Origin of the sequence: Bacteroides salyersiae WAL 10018 = DSM 18765 = JCM 12988 (genome assembly GCF_000381365.1) — a bacterium.
In the GTDB taxonomy this organism is placed as follows: Bacteria; Bacteroidota; Bacteroidia; order Bacteroidales; family Bacteroidaceae; genus Bacteroides; species Bacteroides salyersiae.
In genome coordinates, this window is record NZ_KB905467.1 from 1511782 (window position 1) to 1527553 (window position 15772).

Sequence of the window (15772 nt, forward strand, 5' to 3'; positions counted from 1 at the left end):
TTGCATTTTTATTCAAAGACGCACGTTTTCTGTTCACTGTTTAACATACTTTCCGGAAAACAAAGTATAAAAACAGACCCAAGCATACTTTGCGATACATATAATACTCCGCTACATATATTATAAAGTAATATCACGTATATTATAAAGCAGCATTACATATATTGGCACTATTTTTACATCCACATGGCAGCAAAGTATAAAGATTTAAGCTATCTTTGTCTCAAATAAACATCGTATGGAACTCTTAGTATATAAAGCTTCCGCCGGTTCCGGTAAGACTTTTACCTTAGCCGTGGAATACATCAAACTACTCATTCTCAACCCTCGTGCTTACCGGCAAATACTGGCCGTGACCTTTACCAATAAAGCGACAGCAGAGATGAAAGAGCGTATTCTCAGCCAGCTTTACGGTATCTGGAAAGGGGACAAGGACTCGGATGCCTATCTGAAACGGATTATCGCAGAAACAGGAAAACCGGTGGAGGAAGTACGGGAAGCAGCTAAAGTAGCACTGACCAATATGCTGCATGATTACAGTCGCTTCCGGGTAGAGACAATCGACTCTTTCTTTCAGTCGGTGATGCGAAACCTCGCCCGTGAACTCGAACTAAGCCCCAACCTGAATATCGAATTGAACAACCAGGAAGTATTGAGCGATGCCGTAGATAGCATGATCGAAAAGTTAGGCCCTACTTCCCCCGTATTGGCATGGTTGCTGGATTATATCAACGAACGCATTGCAGACGACAAACGTTGGAACGTATCGGACGAGGTGAAAAGTTTCGGGCGGAATATCTTCGATGAGGGATATATAGAGAAAGGAGAAGGACTCCAGCAAAAACTGATTGAGAATCCGGGACTCATCAAAAACTACCGTCGTGAACTGAAAGAGATGGAAACGGAAGCACTCGAACAGATGAAGGGATTCTACGATCAGTTTGAAGGAGAACTGGACGGGCATGCCCTCAATGCAGACGATTTGAAGAATGGTTCGCGCGGCATAGGAAGTTATTTCCGTAAACTCAATAATGGCATATTGGGCGATGACATACGCAATGCAACAGTAGAAAAGTGCCTGACGGATGAGAAAAACTGGGCGGCTAAAAGCTCGCCACGCTATCAGGACATTCTTCAATTAGCTTCCGGAAGCCTCATGCCTTTATTGAATGAAGCAGAGAAGTTCCGTTCGAAGAATAATAAGATAGTAAACAGTTGCCGGCTTTCCATGCAACACCTGAACAAGGTGCAACTGCTGGCAAACATAGACGAAGAGGTACGCCGGCTCAATCGGGAGAACAACCGCTTTTTATTATCGGACACCAATGCCTTGCTCCATCAACTGGTAAAGGATGGCGACTCTTCTTTCGTATTCGAGAAAATCGGGACAAACATCCGGAATGTAATGATAGATGAGTTTCAGGACACAAGCCGCATGCAATGGGGAAACTTCCGGTTACTGCTATTGGAAGGGCTTTCACAAGGAGCAGACAGCTTGATTGTGGGAGATGTAAAGCAATCCATCTATCGTTGGAGAAACGGCGATTGGGGAATACTCAACGGGCTGAACGACCGCATAGAACACTTCCCGATACGGGTAGAAACCCTGAAAACAAACCGTAGAAGCGAAACCGATGTTATCCGGTTTAACAACGAAATATTCACATCGGCGGTAAACTATCTGAATGCAGTCTATAAAGAGGAATTAAAGACGGATTGCGAAGCACTGCAAAAAGCCTATTCCGATGTGGCGCAGGAATCTCCCAAAGAGGAGAGAAAAGGGTATGTCAAAGTATCCTTTCTCGAACCGGATGAAGAGCATGATTACACCGAACAGACGCTTATCGGCTTGGGCGAAGAGGTGGAACGTTTACAGAACTCCGGAGTAAAGCTCAATGACATTGCCATTCTCGTGCGCAAAAACAAAAGCATTCCCCGCATTGCCGATTACTTTGACAAAACACTGCAATACAAAATCGTATCCGATGAAGCCTTCCGCCTGGATGCCTCATTGGCTATCTGTATGATGATAGATGCCCTGCGTTATCTCTCCGATCCGGAGAACCGGATTGCCCGGGCTTCGCTTATTACCAATTATCAGTTGCAGATAAAAGGATACGCAGGCAGCTTGGACAACCTGCTAACCGCTCCGGCAGAGACGCTGTTGCCCGAAGCATTCATTAAAAAGATAGGGATATTAAGGTTAATGCCGCTTTATGAGTTACTGGAAGAGCTTTTCAGCCTTTTCGAAATGAACCGTATCAGCGATCAGGATGCCTATCTTTTCGCATTCTTCGATGCAGTGACGGATTATCTGCAAAGCAACTCATCCGAACTGGACGGCTTTATCCGCTTTTGGGAAGAGACGCTATGCGGCAAAACCATCCCCAGTGGAGAGATGGAAGGTATCCGCATCTTCTCCATCCATAAATCAAAAGGATTGGAATTTCATACGGTACTCCTGCCTTTCTGCGACTGGAAGCTGGAGAATGAGACCAATAACCAGCTCGTGTGGTGTATTCCGGAAGAAGCCCCTTTCAATGAACTGGATATTGTGCCGGTGAACTACTCCGCACAAATGGGTGCTTCCGTCTATCGAAAAGACTATCAGCAGGAACGCTTGCAGTTATGGGTAGATAATCTGAATCTGCTCTACGTGGCTTTTACCCGTGCCGGAAAGAATCTGATTGTATGGAGCCGGAAAGGACAAAAGGGAACAATGTCCGAACTGCTGACGGCAGCATTGCCCGAAGTAGCCCGTAAGAACGGAATTGATTGGAACGAAGACGAGCCCTATGAACAAGGGGAACTCTGCCCCTCTTCGAAGAAAGAAGAAAAAGTTTCGACCAACAAGTTGACGCGGAAGCCGGACAAACTCCCGGTAAGCATGGAATCTATGCGGCACGAAATTGAATTCCGGCAGTCCAACCGCTCGGCAGACTTTATCAAAGGAATAGATGAAGAAGAGTCGGAAGACCGTTTTATCAACCGTGGACGCTTGCTACATACCCTGTTCTCGGCTATTGAAACGGAAAAAGACATTGATACGGCCATAGAAAGGTTGATCTTCGAAGGCGTTATCGGTAGCCGCAAAGTGGAAGAAGAGATACGGAAAGTGACTCATAAGGCTTTCTCCATGCCCGAAATACAGGATTGGTATTCGGGACGCTGGCAATTGTTCAATGAATGTGCCATTATATATAAGGAAGACGGGGTGTTGCAAACCCGCCGACCGGACAGGGTAATGATGCAGGACGGGCAAGTAGTGGTGGTGGACTTCAAATTCGGTAAACCGAACAAGAAGTACAACAAGCAGGTGCAGGGATACATGCAATTACTGACGAAGATGGGATACAGTAATATCAGGGGGTATTTGTGGTATGGGCCTCTCCCCCGGCCCCTCTCCGCAGGAGAGGGGGAAGAAGATACTGACTCCGGATGGGAAAAGGGGAAAGTGGTGGAGGTGAAGCTGGAGCCTACATACAAGACTGCATGCTTGAACTCTTATAATTGCTTGAAAGAGTTGCAGAAGAAAAACAAATTAAATCCGACAGATGCCGAACGGGTTCTATGGGAATATCTTCGACGAGAACAGTTAGGATATAAGTTCAGACGGCAGCAAGTCATTGATAATTATATAGCAGATTTCGCTTGTCTTGAATCTAAACTGATTATTGAATTGGATGGCGACTACCATTTGACTGCTGAACAAATTCTGAAAGACCGGGAACGTACGGAAAGACTGTCGCTTTTAGGATACAAGGTGATACGTTTTAAAAATGAAGAAGTGATCGATAATCCGGAAACAGTGATTAAACAGATCAAGAATATTCTTATTGCTTCCAATAACGAAGAGACATAGACTCTTAATATTTCTTTGAATGTATGACTCTTATAATTAAACATCATAATAAACCTCTTTATATATAACCCTAACATGCCCTACTCCAATAATCAGACACACTCCCCCCTCTCCCACGGAGAGGGGTCGGGGGAGAGGCCTACCTTTCTCGAACTGGTCGCTCAAGACCTCCACAGTAAAATCGGCAACGATCTCTCACGGGTAGCCATCGTTTTTCCGAATAAACGTGCCAGTCTGTTTTTCAATGAACACTTGGCTGCGCAATCCGATCGCCCTATCTGGTCGCCCGCATATATCAGTATCAGCGAATTGTTTCAACAATTATCCATACAGAAATTAGGTGATCCCATCCGGTTAGTTTGTGAGTTGTATAAGGTCTTTCGCGAAGAGACTAAAAGTGAAGAATCACTGGACGACTTTTATTTCTGGGGGGAATTGCTCATCAGCGACTTTGATGATGTAGACAAGAATCTGGTAGATGCCGACAAGCTTTTTACCAACCTGCAAGATTTAAAAAACATCATGGATGATTTCGACTTTCTCGATGAAGAACAAGAAAGCGCCATCCGACAGTTCTTTCAAAACTTCTCCATAGAGAAGCATACGGAGCTAAAGGAGAAATTTATTTCTCTTTGGGATAAATTAGGTGATATTTACCGCAATTACCGTTCACGGCTTACAACATTAGGCATAGCCTATGAAGGGATGCTTTACCGCAACGTTATCGAAGCACTCGACACAGACACGCTCCGCTATGACAAATATGTATTTGTCGGCTTCAATGTGCTCAACACGGTGGAAACCCGCTTCTTCTCCATTCTGAAAGATGCCGGCAAGGCGCTTTTCTACTGGGATTATGACATTTTCTATACCCGATTGCCCCAACAGAAACACGAAGCCGGTGAATTTATCCTCCGTAACATGAAGTTATTCCCCAATGAACTTCCGGAAGAAGTCTTCGATTGCCTGCGCCACCCCAAGAAAGTACGCTTCATCTCCTCCCCTACGGAAAATGCACAAGCCCGTTACCTACCCGAATGGGTGAGAGGACTGGCACGGGAACACTCTACCCCCGATTCGGAAAAAGAAAATGCAGTGGTGCTTTGCAATGAATCACTGCTACTTCCTGTCCTCCACTCTATCCCGGCAGAGGTGAAGAATGTCAACATTACCATGGGATTTCCTTTGGCGCAAACTCCGGTATATAGCTTTATCAATGCAGCCGTCGAGCTACAAACCACCGGTTACCGGATGGAAACCGGGCGTTACAGCTATGAAGAAGTGCAGGCCATATTAAAGCATCCCTATACCCGTCAGCTTTCCTCCAAAGCAGAACCTTTGGAGAGAGAACTGACCCGTACCAACCGTTTTTATCCCTTACCCACGGAACTGAAACAGGATGATTTCCTCTCCTTGCTTTTTACACCGCGTAGCGGCATTCGTGAACTGTGCCTGTACATCACAGAACTATTGAAGGAGGTCTCTATCCTATACCGGCAGGAATCGGGACAGGAAGACATCTTCAACCAGCTCTACCGGGAATCCCTGTTTAAGAGCTTCACGATGGTGAACCGGCTGCTCAATCTGATCGAAAATGATGAACTTCAAGTACGGATAGACACATTGAAACGTCTGCTCAACCGCATACTTGCCGCCGCCAACATTCCTTTTCACGGCGAGCCGGCCATCGGTATGCAGGTAATGGGGGTGCTCGAAACCCGTAACCTCGATTTCCGTAACCTTATCATGCTATCACTCAACGAAGGCCAACTGCCCAAAGGCGGAGGCGAGTCCTCTTTTATCCCCTACAATCTCCGCAAAGCCTTCGGGATGACCACCATCGAGCATAAGAATGCCGTATATGCCTACTATTTCTACCGTCTGATTCAACGGGCGGAAAATATCACGTTAATATACAATAGTGCTTCCGATGGCCTGAATCGGGGAGAATGGTCACGCTTTATGTTACAGTTCCTTGTAGAATGGCCACACGAAACCAGTTACGAATTCCTTGAAGCCGGTCAGTCTCCTCAAAAAAGCCGGGAGATAACGATCGAGAAAACGCCTGCAATACGAAGCCGCATGCTGAACAGGTATAATTTCAATCAGAATCCGAAGGCGCTCCCGCTCTCTCCATCGGCCCTGAATGCCTATCTGGATTGCAGCCTGCGATTCTATTACCGTCACGTGGCCGGATTGAAAGCACCGGATGAAGTAAGTGCAGAGATCGATTCCGCACTGTTCGGTACCATTTTCCATCGCTCGGCAGAATTGGCATACGGCGAATTAAGTGCTAACGGAAAAGAAATACGGAAAGAGGATTTAGAACGCCTGCTACGGGATGATGTCCGCATTCAAGGATATGTAGACCGTGCATTTAAAGAAGAATTCTTCCACGTCCCCCTTGACGAACGCCCCGAATACAACGGAGTACAGTTGATCAATTCAAAGGTAATCAGTTCCTACCTTCGCCAGTTATTGCGCAATGATCTGGCCTATGCACCTTTCTCCATGGCAGGAATGGAAGAACCCGTAGAAGAACCGTTGGAAGTAAACACACCGGAAGGAACCATCAAAATCAAAATAGGCGGAACGATAGACCGTATGGATTGTAAAGAAGACACTCTCCGGATTGTGGACTACAAAACCGGAGGAAGTCCCAAGACACCGGCCAATATCGAACAGTTATTCATCCCCGCCGAAGGGAGGCCTAATTATATTTTCCAGACATTCCTGTACGCTGCCATCATGAGCAGAAAGCAGTCACTGAAAGTAGCTCCTGCCCTACTCTACATTCATCGGGCAGCCAATGAAAGTTACTCTCCGGTCATTGAGATAGGCGAACCCCGTAAACCCAAAATACCCGTAAATAACTTCGCCTTCTTTGAAGATGAGTTCCGGGAGCGGTTACAGAGGTTACTGGAAGAAATATTCGGAGCGGAAACACCCTTTACACAAACAGAAAACACGAAAGCCTGCGAATACTGCGACTTCCGTGCTTTATGCAAAAGATGAAAAAGCGCTCTTATTTTCTAATCTCTCCTATTTTAAAAGAGATCACTGCATCCCCTTTCTGCAATTTACCAATCAATATCGTAGTAGAAAAAGCAGAAAGGGGAACTGTTTCTGTTGTTTCCGAAAGGATTTGGCTATATACTTCGACTCCGGATAAATTATAAAAGGAAAGACGATATCCGGAAGCATTATGCACCATCAATTTACCATCAGCAATTGAATAAGTCGGTACAGAAGCACCTATGCCTTCTATTCCATCGGGAAAATCGGTGCTATCATAAATGACCTCATCGCCAACATAGCAACGCAATAGCTTATATTCTGAAGCATCCCAGTGATAACTAGAACCTTCCAAATACAACAGTAAGTTCAATGAACCGACATCTTCCAACCATACATGCTTAATCTTTCCTTCCAAAACAATGCGTTTCAGCGATTTTCCCATGCACTGTATCCGATCTGTCCGGGTAACCGTATAAGGTTCATACGTCGGAGGAACATAGTATACCATATTGACATTATGGGATACACAAAGATATATGCGATCAACTTCGGAAAAATCAAATGAATAAAGTATTGATCACAATCCAGTAAATCATCATAATAGCCACCAAAAAGCCAGTAAATAGTCCCATTTACATCATATAAATAACCACCATCGTAATGATATGTACCTTTATACACCGGATAGCTCGGATAGCCGTTTATCATCCGAGGTTCTCCAATACTTATCTTATCGATACTATTCGACGGAGTTTGAATTTCCCAAGTCTTGCCCGGTCTAAGAAAAGTTGATTGATAATCGGGATTAATAACCTGCCCTTTATAATAAAGAACAGATTTATCCGAGGCAAATACCTGTGCAAGACTTGTGTTCCTATTAACACCATCGGTTGCAGCTACCTCATAAGCTCCCCAAAATCCTGACGGACTGCCAATACCCTCAATCCATGCATCTTCTCTACAATAATAATCAGCTAAAGCGCTAACTACCATTATTTTCCGTCCACATTCGTAATAAACATCCTCCACAGTCAATGTTATAGGTTCATCAAAAAAATCACAATACGACAAATTACCACCTATATTCCAAGGAATCCTATAAGATTCAATCTTATCCCCCTCCTCTTTAGAGAAATCATATAAAAGTACTCTATCCGGAATATTTACATATTCTTGAAATGGATAATACCACACTTTACGATCTTCTTCTAAAAAAGCTCCAACGAGTACCTTGTCCAAATACAGTTTCTTACAATTCTTATCTCCAAGCAATGTATCTGTCCCTAATTCATAAAAATAATCATCATTAATATATGTATCGTTCCATATACCATAGCAAAAACGATTTACTTTCCATTGTGTTCCTGTTTTTGAGAATTCAGTTTGTGCCTGTATATGGCCAGCAAAAACACAAGATAAAATCAATAATAGAATAGTAATATTTCTCATAATATTCACATTTGGTTGAACAATATTCAAAGGTAACAATAAATAACTATAAAGCTATGTTTTATATTAAAAAAAAGATACGATGCATTTCAGGTTTTAACAAATCGGTGCTTGGCGATGGTAAGCATGGTGCTTACCATCGCCAAGCACTATCCATACAATCCGTATGCACCGTGCTAAGTATAACTAAGCACCGTGTCCAAGAGAGCTTTGCACGATGCATAAAAACAGAGCATCCTGTTCCCCCGATTTATGCAATAACCAGTAACTGAGACATTCTTCTTTTACCAAAGGCAACCGAACAAATATACATCCCTTTCATAAGGTATAAATCATTTATTACTATTATATTATCAGTATTTATAAAGGCCTGATGATGAACACAAGCTCCTCCCATATCTATAATTGATAATTCTAATCTCTGGAAGTGATTACCCTCCTCCGTCAAGATTACCAGCCGGCCTTCTTGCAATGAGTTTGTAATAATACAAAAAAGAGAATTCTGATTACGTAAAAGCCCCAAAACAGATTCTGACGTCCCGACTCTGGCTTCTAACACACTATTCCACTTACTTTTACTATTCCCATTAAATTCTATCTTAACGTAACGAGCCTTTTTATCGTTAAAGTCATACCTCTCCAATTGGTCTGTCGTGCCACTTGATTCCCCTTGATATACATCTTCAAAGCATACATTATCAAGAGATAAACTTATCTTAAAATAATTTTTCCGTGTATTCCCTTCATAAAAAGCAAGACGAACGGAATGAAGCACTCTCTCTTCTCCCAAATCAAGCAAAAGCCACCTGCCTACCCCTTCCGAGGACCAGCGAGTGGACATATCACCATCCGTCACCTTATCCGGTGTATTTGTAGTCCCATTCTGATAATCACTGGCTGTAACAGAATGAATCCCCATATATTCGAAAAAAGCCCATGCACCGGCATCCAAAGACTCACCGGCTCTACTCTTCACATTATGCACTTTCAATCGGTAATCTGCAGGAAACAGATCGCTGGTAACCAATACAATCGATCTGGCATTTTCCTTTTCTATCCGTTTTACCTTAACGGCATTATTTATCTCATAATTGGAAATTGAAAGAGCAGACACATCCTCTATTTCCTGATTAAATCTTAATAGAATCCTATTTTTATCAGTCGCTCTTAGATCTACTATATCAAAATTTGAAACCGCAGGCACACTTCCGGAAGCAAGTTTTGCCGTCTCCGCACAAGCCATTAAAAAAACACCTACTCCAAAATCTGCCGTGGAAGCAGAAGTAGCAGGATTTGATGATGGCTTGAAACCAGCACCTTGTACATAAGTAAGTAACCCATCGGGCTGCACAGCCAAAGCCGTTAATCCATTCCATGCTTTCGCAATGACAGGCATATAAATGTCCTTATCCAATATCCCCTGATTGACTCCCCTGGATAATCCGAAAAGAAACAAAGACGTGCCGCTTGCCTCCGGCCCTCCGTAGTCCTCCGGATCAATCAGGCTTGGATTCCAAAAGCCATCCTCCCGCTGGCACTCTTTCAATGAGACAGCCATATCTCTGAATACCGTCAGATATTCAGTTCTGTACACACTGTTCACTGGCAACATATCCAACACGCGAGCCAAAGCGCCGAATGCCCATCCATTCCCTCTCGACCAATAAGAAGCTTTGCCATTCGGCGTCACATGGCTTACCGTTTTGTCACGATACCACAAATGATCCTCCGGGTTATATAAATTCCTTTTCGTAACAGAGTATAAATCATGCATCTTATCGAAGTACTTATCATCATTGTATAAAACGCCCAAATGAGTAAAAACAGGCATCGACATAAACAAAGCATCTACCCACCACCAGTCGTCAACATCGGGTCTTGTTACCATTTTATCAATGCCTTCTTTGATAGCGGCAATTCTATTAGTCCGGTTTTCTCCATCCAACTGATATAAATCCAAGTAAACCTGTCCGCAAACCTGGGCATCGGCATGATCTGGCCCAGAACTTCTCAATTTCCAATGATGACTTTCGGCCCATGCCGTAGAATATTCCAAGTAAATCGCTTTAGGGAAATATTTATAGAAACAGGTATTCCCTACATAATAAACAGACCTTGCCCAATCATTATTCCCTCCTTGCGAATGATTTTTGATCCAATAACCATTAACCAGTTTTCCCGTTTCTATAATCTCTGTCTTAGTCGGCAAAAATGGTGAAGCAACTATATAACACATGGACAACAGAGTTCCCACTATCATTGATATACCTCTTTTCAACATTCCCTTATCCGTTTTATATTGCTCATTCCTTTACCATACTACTTCCTTCCGAGTACCGTCATTCAACAAAACTGTAACACTTTTCTTATCGTGCGAAACAAGTACATCCTTTACCGGGAAAAGTCGTTTATTATCGACTTTCATTCCTGCTTTATTCCATAATAGAAGTGTAACAAATATCTTCTCACCGGTAAAAATTTCTTTTGCATTCAGCACCGTACATTCGTCACTTTCGGGATGCAATCCGGAAGTATGTTCGAAACCAACCTCTTTCCATCCATATAAAGGTACCATTGCCAATTGATGTTTTTCATTTTCTATCACATAGGCCGTATACCCATGCTTCTTAATCGTTTTTTCTTTTATCGTATTTGTCAGGTGAGGGAGAGCATAATGCCCCAGATGGGCTTCAACCGGATTCACGGACATAGCTTTATCAACGCGCAAAACACCATCAGGCAATAATATATCAGCCAATTGAAATTCGATGTCGGTATCGTTTCTCAACCAAGCCTCCCGATAATATACCTCTTGCTCGAAACGCTTAAATCGATACACGGACAATGCTTTCCATCCTTCATCCGCTTTCTTAAAAGTATAATTCATTGCCACTTCGCCATTCGCTCCATCTGCCATCCATGGAAATTCACTGCTATAAGACAACCGGTTATAATTTTCCGAATATCTCCAATCTTCACGCGCATTGGCCGGCATCTCCGTTGAGGTACGAATTTCGCTGATACCGCTTTCCAAATAGTCTGTGATGAGAATCTTTGCACCGTTCTGGAATGTGTTTTTAACCGGATTCTTCCGATCTTTCGTACCCCAAATGCCTTCATTTTCCTGAGCCGACCAAAAAGGATTGGATTCCGGCAATAATAAGCTTAAAAAAGCTTTTCCCATCCAGTACACACTGCCACGACAACTGTATCCTTGAATTGCCGGTTCAAAAGCACCATAAAACCCCAAGGTAGGCACTCCATCCGCCAACAGATTCGGATTCTGAAGGAATTGCAACAAAGTGCCGGAAGCAATACGACGTAAATGACCATAATTTACAGAATCATCATTCATATATCCCGCCAAAGAAAATGGAGAAACGGCTGCAAAACGATAAGTAATACTGCGTCCCCACATTATCATCTGCCCGTTACGTCCAAACATGAGCGGATACGTCCCGGTCATCTCTTTAAAGTTATCTATAAAGCGTTTCGCATATTCCGGATAGTTTTCTTTTCCGAAATATTCACTCCAAAGAAGACCATACATCTGATAAGCCCACATACTATAATAATCGTAAGAAGAATTGTCTATATACCATCCTTCACCCCGATAATCGGCCAAAGACAGATCCAGAAACTTCTTCATAAGCGGTTCATTTACCTCGTATCCCACACTTTTAAAGAAGCTAAATACAAACAAATTAAAGAAACGCCAATTAGACGGTACAGTAGGACCATCCGCATAGCTCAACATGGTATGAGCCAATGCATCTTTTTGTTGTTGCGACAAGGGATTCCATAAGATTTCGGGTATTGAAAACAAGGATATGGATAAAGCTCCAAATTCCACCAGATTCTGAGAGATGGCATTCTTTGTCCGGGGAGATATATAGCTCGGATGCCCCGGAGTGATAATATTCACTAATTGTTGTCTGTAATAATCTGCGACCTTTATATTATTTAGAACCAGGCCGGGATTTTCTTTTAATAAAGGAGCGGCAATATATAATGTGCGGCAAAGTCCTTCTAATTTCTCTGTGGGAATTTGTTCTTCCTTATTGGGATAACTCTTGCCTTTCTGTTTGGGAAATTTCATTGCATCATTTGTGTCATGAATATAGCCGAAAGCTCCCTCAAGCATGTATTTCGCCGCATCTATCCAATGTTTCCGCGTCATTCCGGTATATGGACTATGAGTATAATCGGGAGTATCCAGCGTAAAAATATGAACCGGTCGATTGGAATCCTGACACAATACTGTATGATGAACCATTAAAAGAAAAACCAGAAGCCAACCTATCTTTTTAGGAGAAAAGCTGATAGCACCATTTAAGAAGAAGAGCTGCATAAATTATCAATTTTATTCAATTTTTAAATAGGGCTTATTTCAATACCCGAATCTTTATTTAATTAAGAAGAAAGAGATCAATACTTGATTACACGTCTTGTCACCGTCTCATTATTCCGGGTCGAGACTCTCAAAAGATAAACCCCTCTGGGAATATCCAGATTCTCTAATCGGCAAATGGAAGTTCCGGTATAGGTTTGTATCAATTTATTTCCGGATACATTATATAATTCAACCGACATTCCATCCTCATCACCTTGGATCATAATATATTTATCAAAAAAAGTTGGATAAACTCTAATATCCTTCCCCCGCTCTCCGGCAATGCCTACAGGAGGAGTATCTACATAATCGCTTATGACATGATAATAATTCCCAAGAGGATTGAAAACTACCTTCATATTAAACGGTGCCAAATCATACCCCTCCCCTCTTCTTTTCGAAGACAATTTAAACTCATTTCCCGTATACTTAATTTCATCAATCGTTTCAAACCAATCATCGATATTGGTTGTTGGAAACAGTTCAAAATAACCGGATGAATTACTATCATCATTCGGAGCAGAAATACTACCTTTCATATATCCGTAAGTAGCCATAGAACCATCTTCCAGATAAAGTCGGATACGATATCTCGGATCTCCCCACGTAGAACCGTTATACTGGAGATTCTCCACTTCGAAAGTGGAGTTTCCAGTATAATTCAAATCGGTTATTATGTATTTCTTAGAAGGGGCAAATAATACGGCTCCGGTTATTTTCTCCATCGTAACCGATGGAATATCATCATCAAAATTTACCCGGATCCGATAAGGAACCGGAACGCCTTCTGTCTCATTTACTGTAATGTCTTCCGATTGAATTTTATCTTCACCATTTTCCGAAGCAGAGAACGAATAACTTCCGGTTTTCAACGATGTAATCAATTCAAAAGTATTGCTCGTTACTAAATTTCCATTATAACTTTCAGGAAAACCTTCCACTATCCGCTGCATTTTCAAGGGAGAAAGAGACTCGGCTAATGCATCCCCTCTCATATACAATTCATTGGGAGTACTTTTAAAGGCTTCATTATCTTCACCGGGATACCAAGTCATATCATCAATATAAAGATAATTATCATGTGTAGGATAGATACCTCCGCCCCCGGGGAACGACTCAAAACAAATACCGGTTATCAAACGATGCTCATCTTTGCGAACAAGAGAAAGCCCCGTCACATCTATTTTCTTTTCATCATTGCACCACACTTCAATACGGGCGTCTTTAGCTTCATAAGAAGTTTCCATAGTGACAGTCAGTTTTATCTTATTCCATACTCCCCGTTGCATATCATATTTCTGATCACCGGGATTACAACCGTATTCTGTGGTCATATCCGAATAATAAACATACAGCTGATTAGAAATACAATCGTCGTGTGCATCAAACTGCAGACGTACACTTCCTCCGTCACCATTCTTCGTAGCCGCATCAGAAGCCCCTCCCGAATACCCTACTCCTAAATTAAAACCAAATTGCTTGCCGTGCAAACCCGATTCAAAATTGTTATCATATTTAATAAGATATTCCATTGTATACTGCTTTAGCTTGGGGGTACTCACAATCACAGCCGCCCCCGTGCCGCCAACCTTGCATCCTTTTTTAAACTTTATCTGATAAGTACTGTCTACGATTGTCGCGTGGTCACGATCCGTGTAATATTTGCCATTTCCAAAATCTTCTAAAAGCAATTGATTGGTATAGGCTCCATTCGGCCTATTGAACGTAACCTTCTGTTGCTTGTAATACCGCTTTGAATAGGTACCGTTCTGAGCAAATACGAACTGGAATATTCCGATAAGGAGAAGAGAAAAAATCAGACTTTTTTTATAAAATCGTTCCATAATAAATAATGATTGTGCTTCTTCCTGAAATCTTGGAAGAAGAGTATTAGACATTGTTACAAATATAAAAACCAGTTTTACAATTCGTAAAACACAAAAGGGGAGAAAGCTGTATATCTCCACAACTTCTCCCCACTCACTTTTACAATTTAATCACACGTTTCACTGATAAAACGTTGTTATCCTGAACAATTTTTACCAGATACATTCCACTTGCCATATCCAATCCTTCCAAATTCAATACATTTCCGGAAGAATTGACTTTCAGCACCGACACACCGGTTATAGAAACAAATTCGACAGAAAATGCACCTTCGGCAACCGACACAGTGGTGCTGTTGTCAATTATAGTAGGATAAATATTCACATTCTGCATCTTGTTTTCACGAATAGAAGTAGGATCATAATCTCTCAGCTCGTGTGTATAATTTTTAGAAGTGCTAAAAATAACTTTCACGCTGAAAGGAAGCAACGGATTGGCTGTTCTGCGTTTTACAGATAATTTATATTCGCTGCCATAGAATTTTTCTCCGTCTATCGTTTCGTCCCAGCCCTCAATATTGGTAGTGGTATACAAATCAAAATAACCCGGTAATTTTTCATCTTCATTACTATCATTATCAGGAGCCGAAACAGCTCTCAACTTATATCCATAAGTCGTATATTCTCCGTCTTCCGTATAAACCCGGATGCGATATCTTTCGTCTCCCCAATCTGCTTTGATATATTCAACATAGTCGTTGTAGAACGTTGAATTACCTACATACTCCAAATTCGTTATAACATACTTTTTAGAAGGCGCCCACAAAATAACTTCATCCACTTTGAGTACGGATACCACCGGCGTTGCTTCGTCAAAATTAACGCGAATACGATATGGAACCAAACTCTCTCCACCGTCCACTGTGATTGTGGCAGCCTGAATTAAAGCACCACCGTCAGCCGAAGTGGCAAATTCATAACTACCTGTTTTCAATGCAGTAAACAATTCATAAGTGTTACTGATGCTTCCCTCGCCCATATAGAACTTTGGAAAATCTTCATTGATACGTTTCATCTCCATTGCTACGGAAGATTCGGCCAAAGCTGTACCACGCACAAATAATTTAGCAGGAACTTCTACTGCCAATGCACTCATGCAAACACTAATCGCTACAATTAAAAAAGATAATTTTGTTTTCATAACTTTAAATTTTTAATATTCAT

8 protein-coding genes are annotated in these 15772 nt (G+C 42.1%); 2 read left to right on the top strand and 6 right to left on the bottom strand.

Annotated features, from left to right (window positions below):
- Window positions 1–238: 238 nt before the first annotated feature.
- The gene (locus HMPREF1532_RS17675) at window positions 239–3862 is read left to right on the top strand and encodes a UvrD-helicase domain-containing protein (RefSeq protein ID WP_005932544.1); all 3624 of its coding nucleotides are present in this window, start codon (window positions 239–241) and stop codon (window positions 3860–3862) included.
- A gap of 75 nt (window positions 3863–3937) precedes the next feature.
- Window positions 3938–6877: a PD-(D/E)XK nuclease family protein gene (locus HMPREF1532_RS17680; protein WP_005932548.1), complete on the top strand. Its 2940-nt coding sequence runs from the start codon at window positions 3938–3940 to the stop codon at window positions 6875–6877.
- Window positions 6878–6887: 10 nt separating this feature from the next.
- Here HMPREF1532_RS17680 and HMPREF1532_RS21855 read toward each other — a convergent pair whose 3' ends face one another.
- From HMPREF1532_RS21855 to HMPREF1532_RS17710, 6 genes are all read right to left on the bottom strand, one after another.
- Window positions 6888–7322, bottom strand: coding sequence for a hypothetical protein (locus tag HMPREF1532_RS21855; protein WP_005932551.1), 435 nt, complete (start codon window positions 7320–7322; stop codon window positions 6888–6890).
- Window positions 7307–8329: a hypothetical protein gene (locus HMPREF1532_RS17690; RefSeq protein ID WP_005932554.1), complete on the bottom strand. Its 1023-nt coding sequence runs from the start codon at window positions 8327–8329 to the stop codon at window positions 7307–7309. Before HMPREF1532_RS17690 ends, HMPREF1532_RS21855 begins: the two co-directional genes overlap by 16 nt.
- 250 nt (window positions 8330–8579) lie before the next feature.
- Window positions 8580–10589, bottom strand: a complete 2010-nt coding sequence (locus tag HMPREF1532_RS17695; protein WP_244266437.1) for a glycoside hydrolase family 88 protein — start codon at window positions 10587–10589, stop codon at window positions 8580–8582.
- 51 nt (window positions 10590–10640) lie between these two features.
- Window positions 10641–12680: a DUF2264 domain-containing protein gene (locus HMPREF1532_RS17700; protein ID WP_005932561.1), complete on the bottom strand. Its 2040-nt coding sequence runs from the start codon at window positions 12678–12680 to the stop codon at window positions 10641–10643.
- Between the two features lie 77 nt (window positions 12681–12757).
- Window positions 12758–14566 carry a T9SS type A sorting domain-containing protein gene (locus tag HMPREF1532_RS17705; RefSeq protein WP_227096892.1) on the bottom strand — a complete coding sequence of 603 codons (1809 nt, stop codon included), beginning with the start codon at window positions 14564–14566 and terminating at the stop codon, window positions 12758–12760.
- A 142-nt stretch (window positions 14567–14708) separates the two neighbouring features.
- Window positions 14709–15749, bottom strand: a complete 1041-nt coding sequence (locus HMPREF1532_RS17710; RefSeq protein ID WP_005932567.1) for a T9SS type A sorting domain-containing protein — start codon at window positions 15747–15749, stop codon at window positions 14709–14711.
- Window positions 15750–15772 lie beyond the last annotated feature (23 nt).

Bases quoted from the DNA above. Each gene is read 5' to 3' on its own strand.
- HMPREF1532_RS17690 (WP_005932554.1), bottom strand. From the start codon at position 8,329: ATGAGAAATATTACTATTCTATTATTGATTTTATCTTGTGTTTTTGCT.
- HMPREF1532_RS17705 (WP_227096892.1), bottom strand. From the start codon at position 14,566: ATGGAACGATTTTATAAAAAAAGTCTGATTTTTTCTCTTCTCCTTATC.
- HMPREF1532_RS17710 (WP_005932567.1), bottom strand. From the start codon at position 15,749: ATGAAAACAAAATTATCTTTTTTAATTGTAGCGATTAGTGTTTGCATG.
- HMPREF1532_RS17680 (WP_005932548.1), top strand. From the start codon at position 3,938: ATGCCCTACTCCAATAATCAGACACACTCCCCCCTCTCCCACGGAGAG.
- HMPREF1532_RS17700 (WP_005932561.1), bottom strand. From the start codon at position 12,680: ATGCAGCTCTTCTTCTTAAATGGTGCTATCAGCTTTTCTCCTAAAAAG.
- HMPREF1532_RS17675 (WP_005932544.1), top strand. From the start codon at position 239: ATGGAACTCTTAGTATATAAAGCTTCCGCCGGTTCCGGTAAGACTTTT.
- HMPREF1532_RS17695 (WP_244266437.1), bottom strand. From the start codon at position 10,589: ATGATAGTGGGAACTCTGTTGTCCATGTGTTATATAGTTGCTTCACCA.
- HMPREF1532_RS21855 (WP_005932551.1), bottom strand. From the start codon at position 7,322: ATGGGAAAATCGCTGAAACGCATTGTTTTGGAAGGAAAGATTAAGCAT.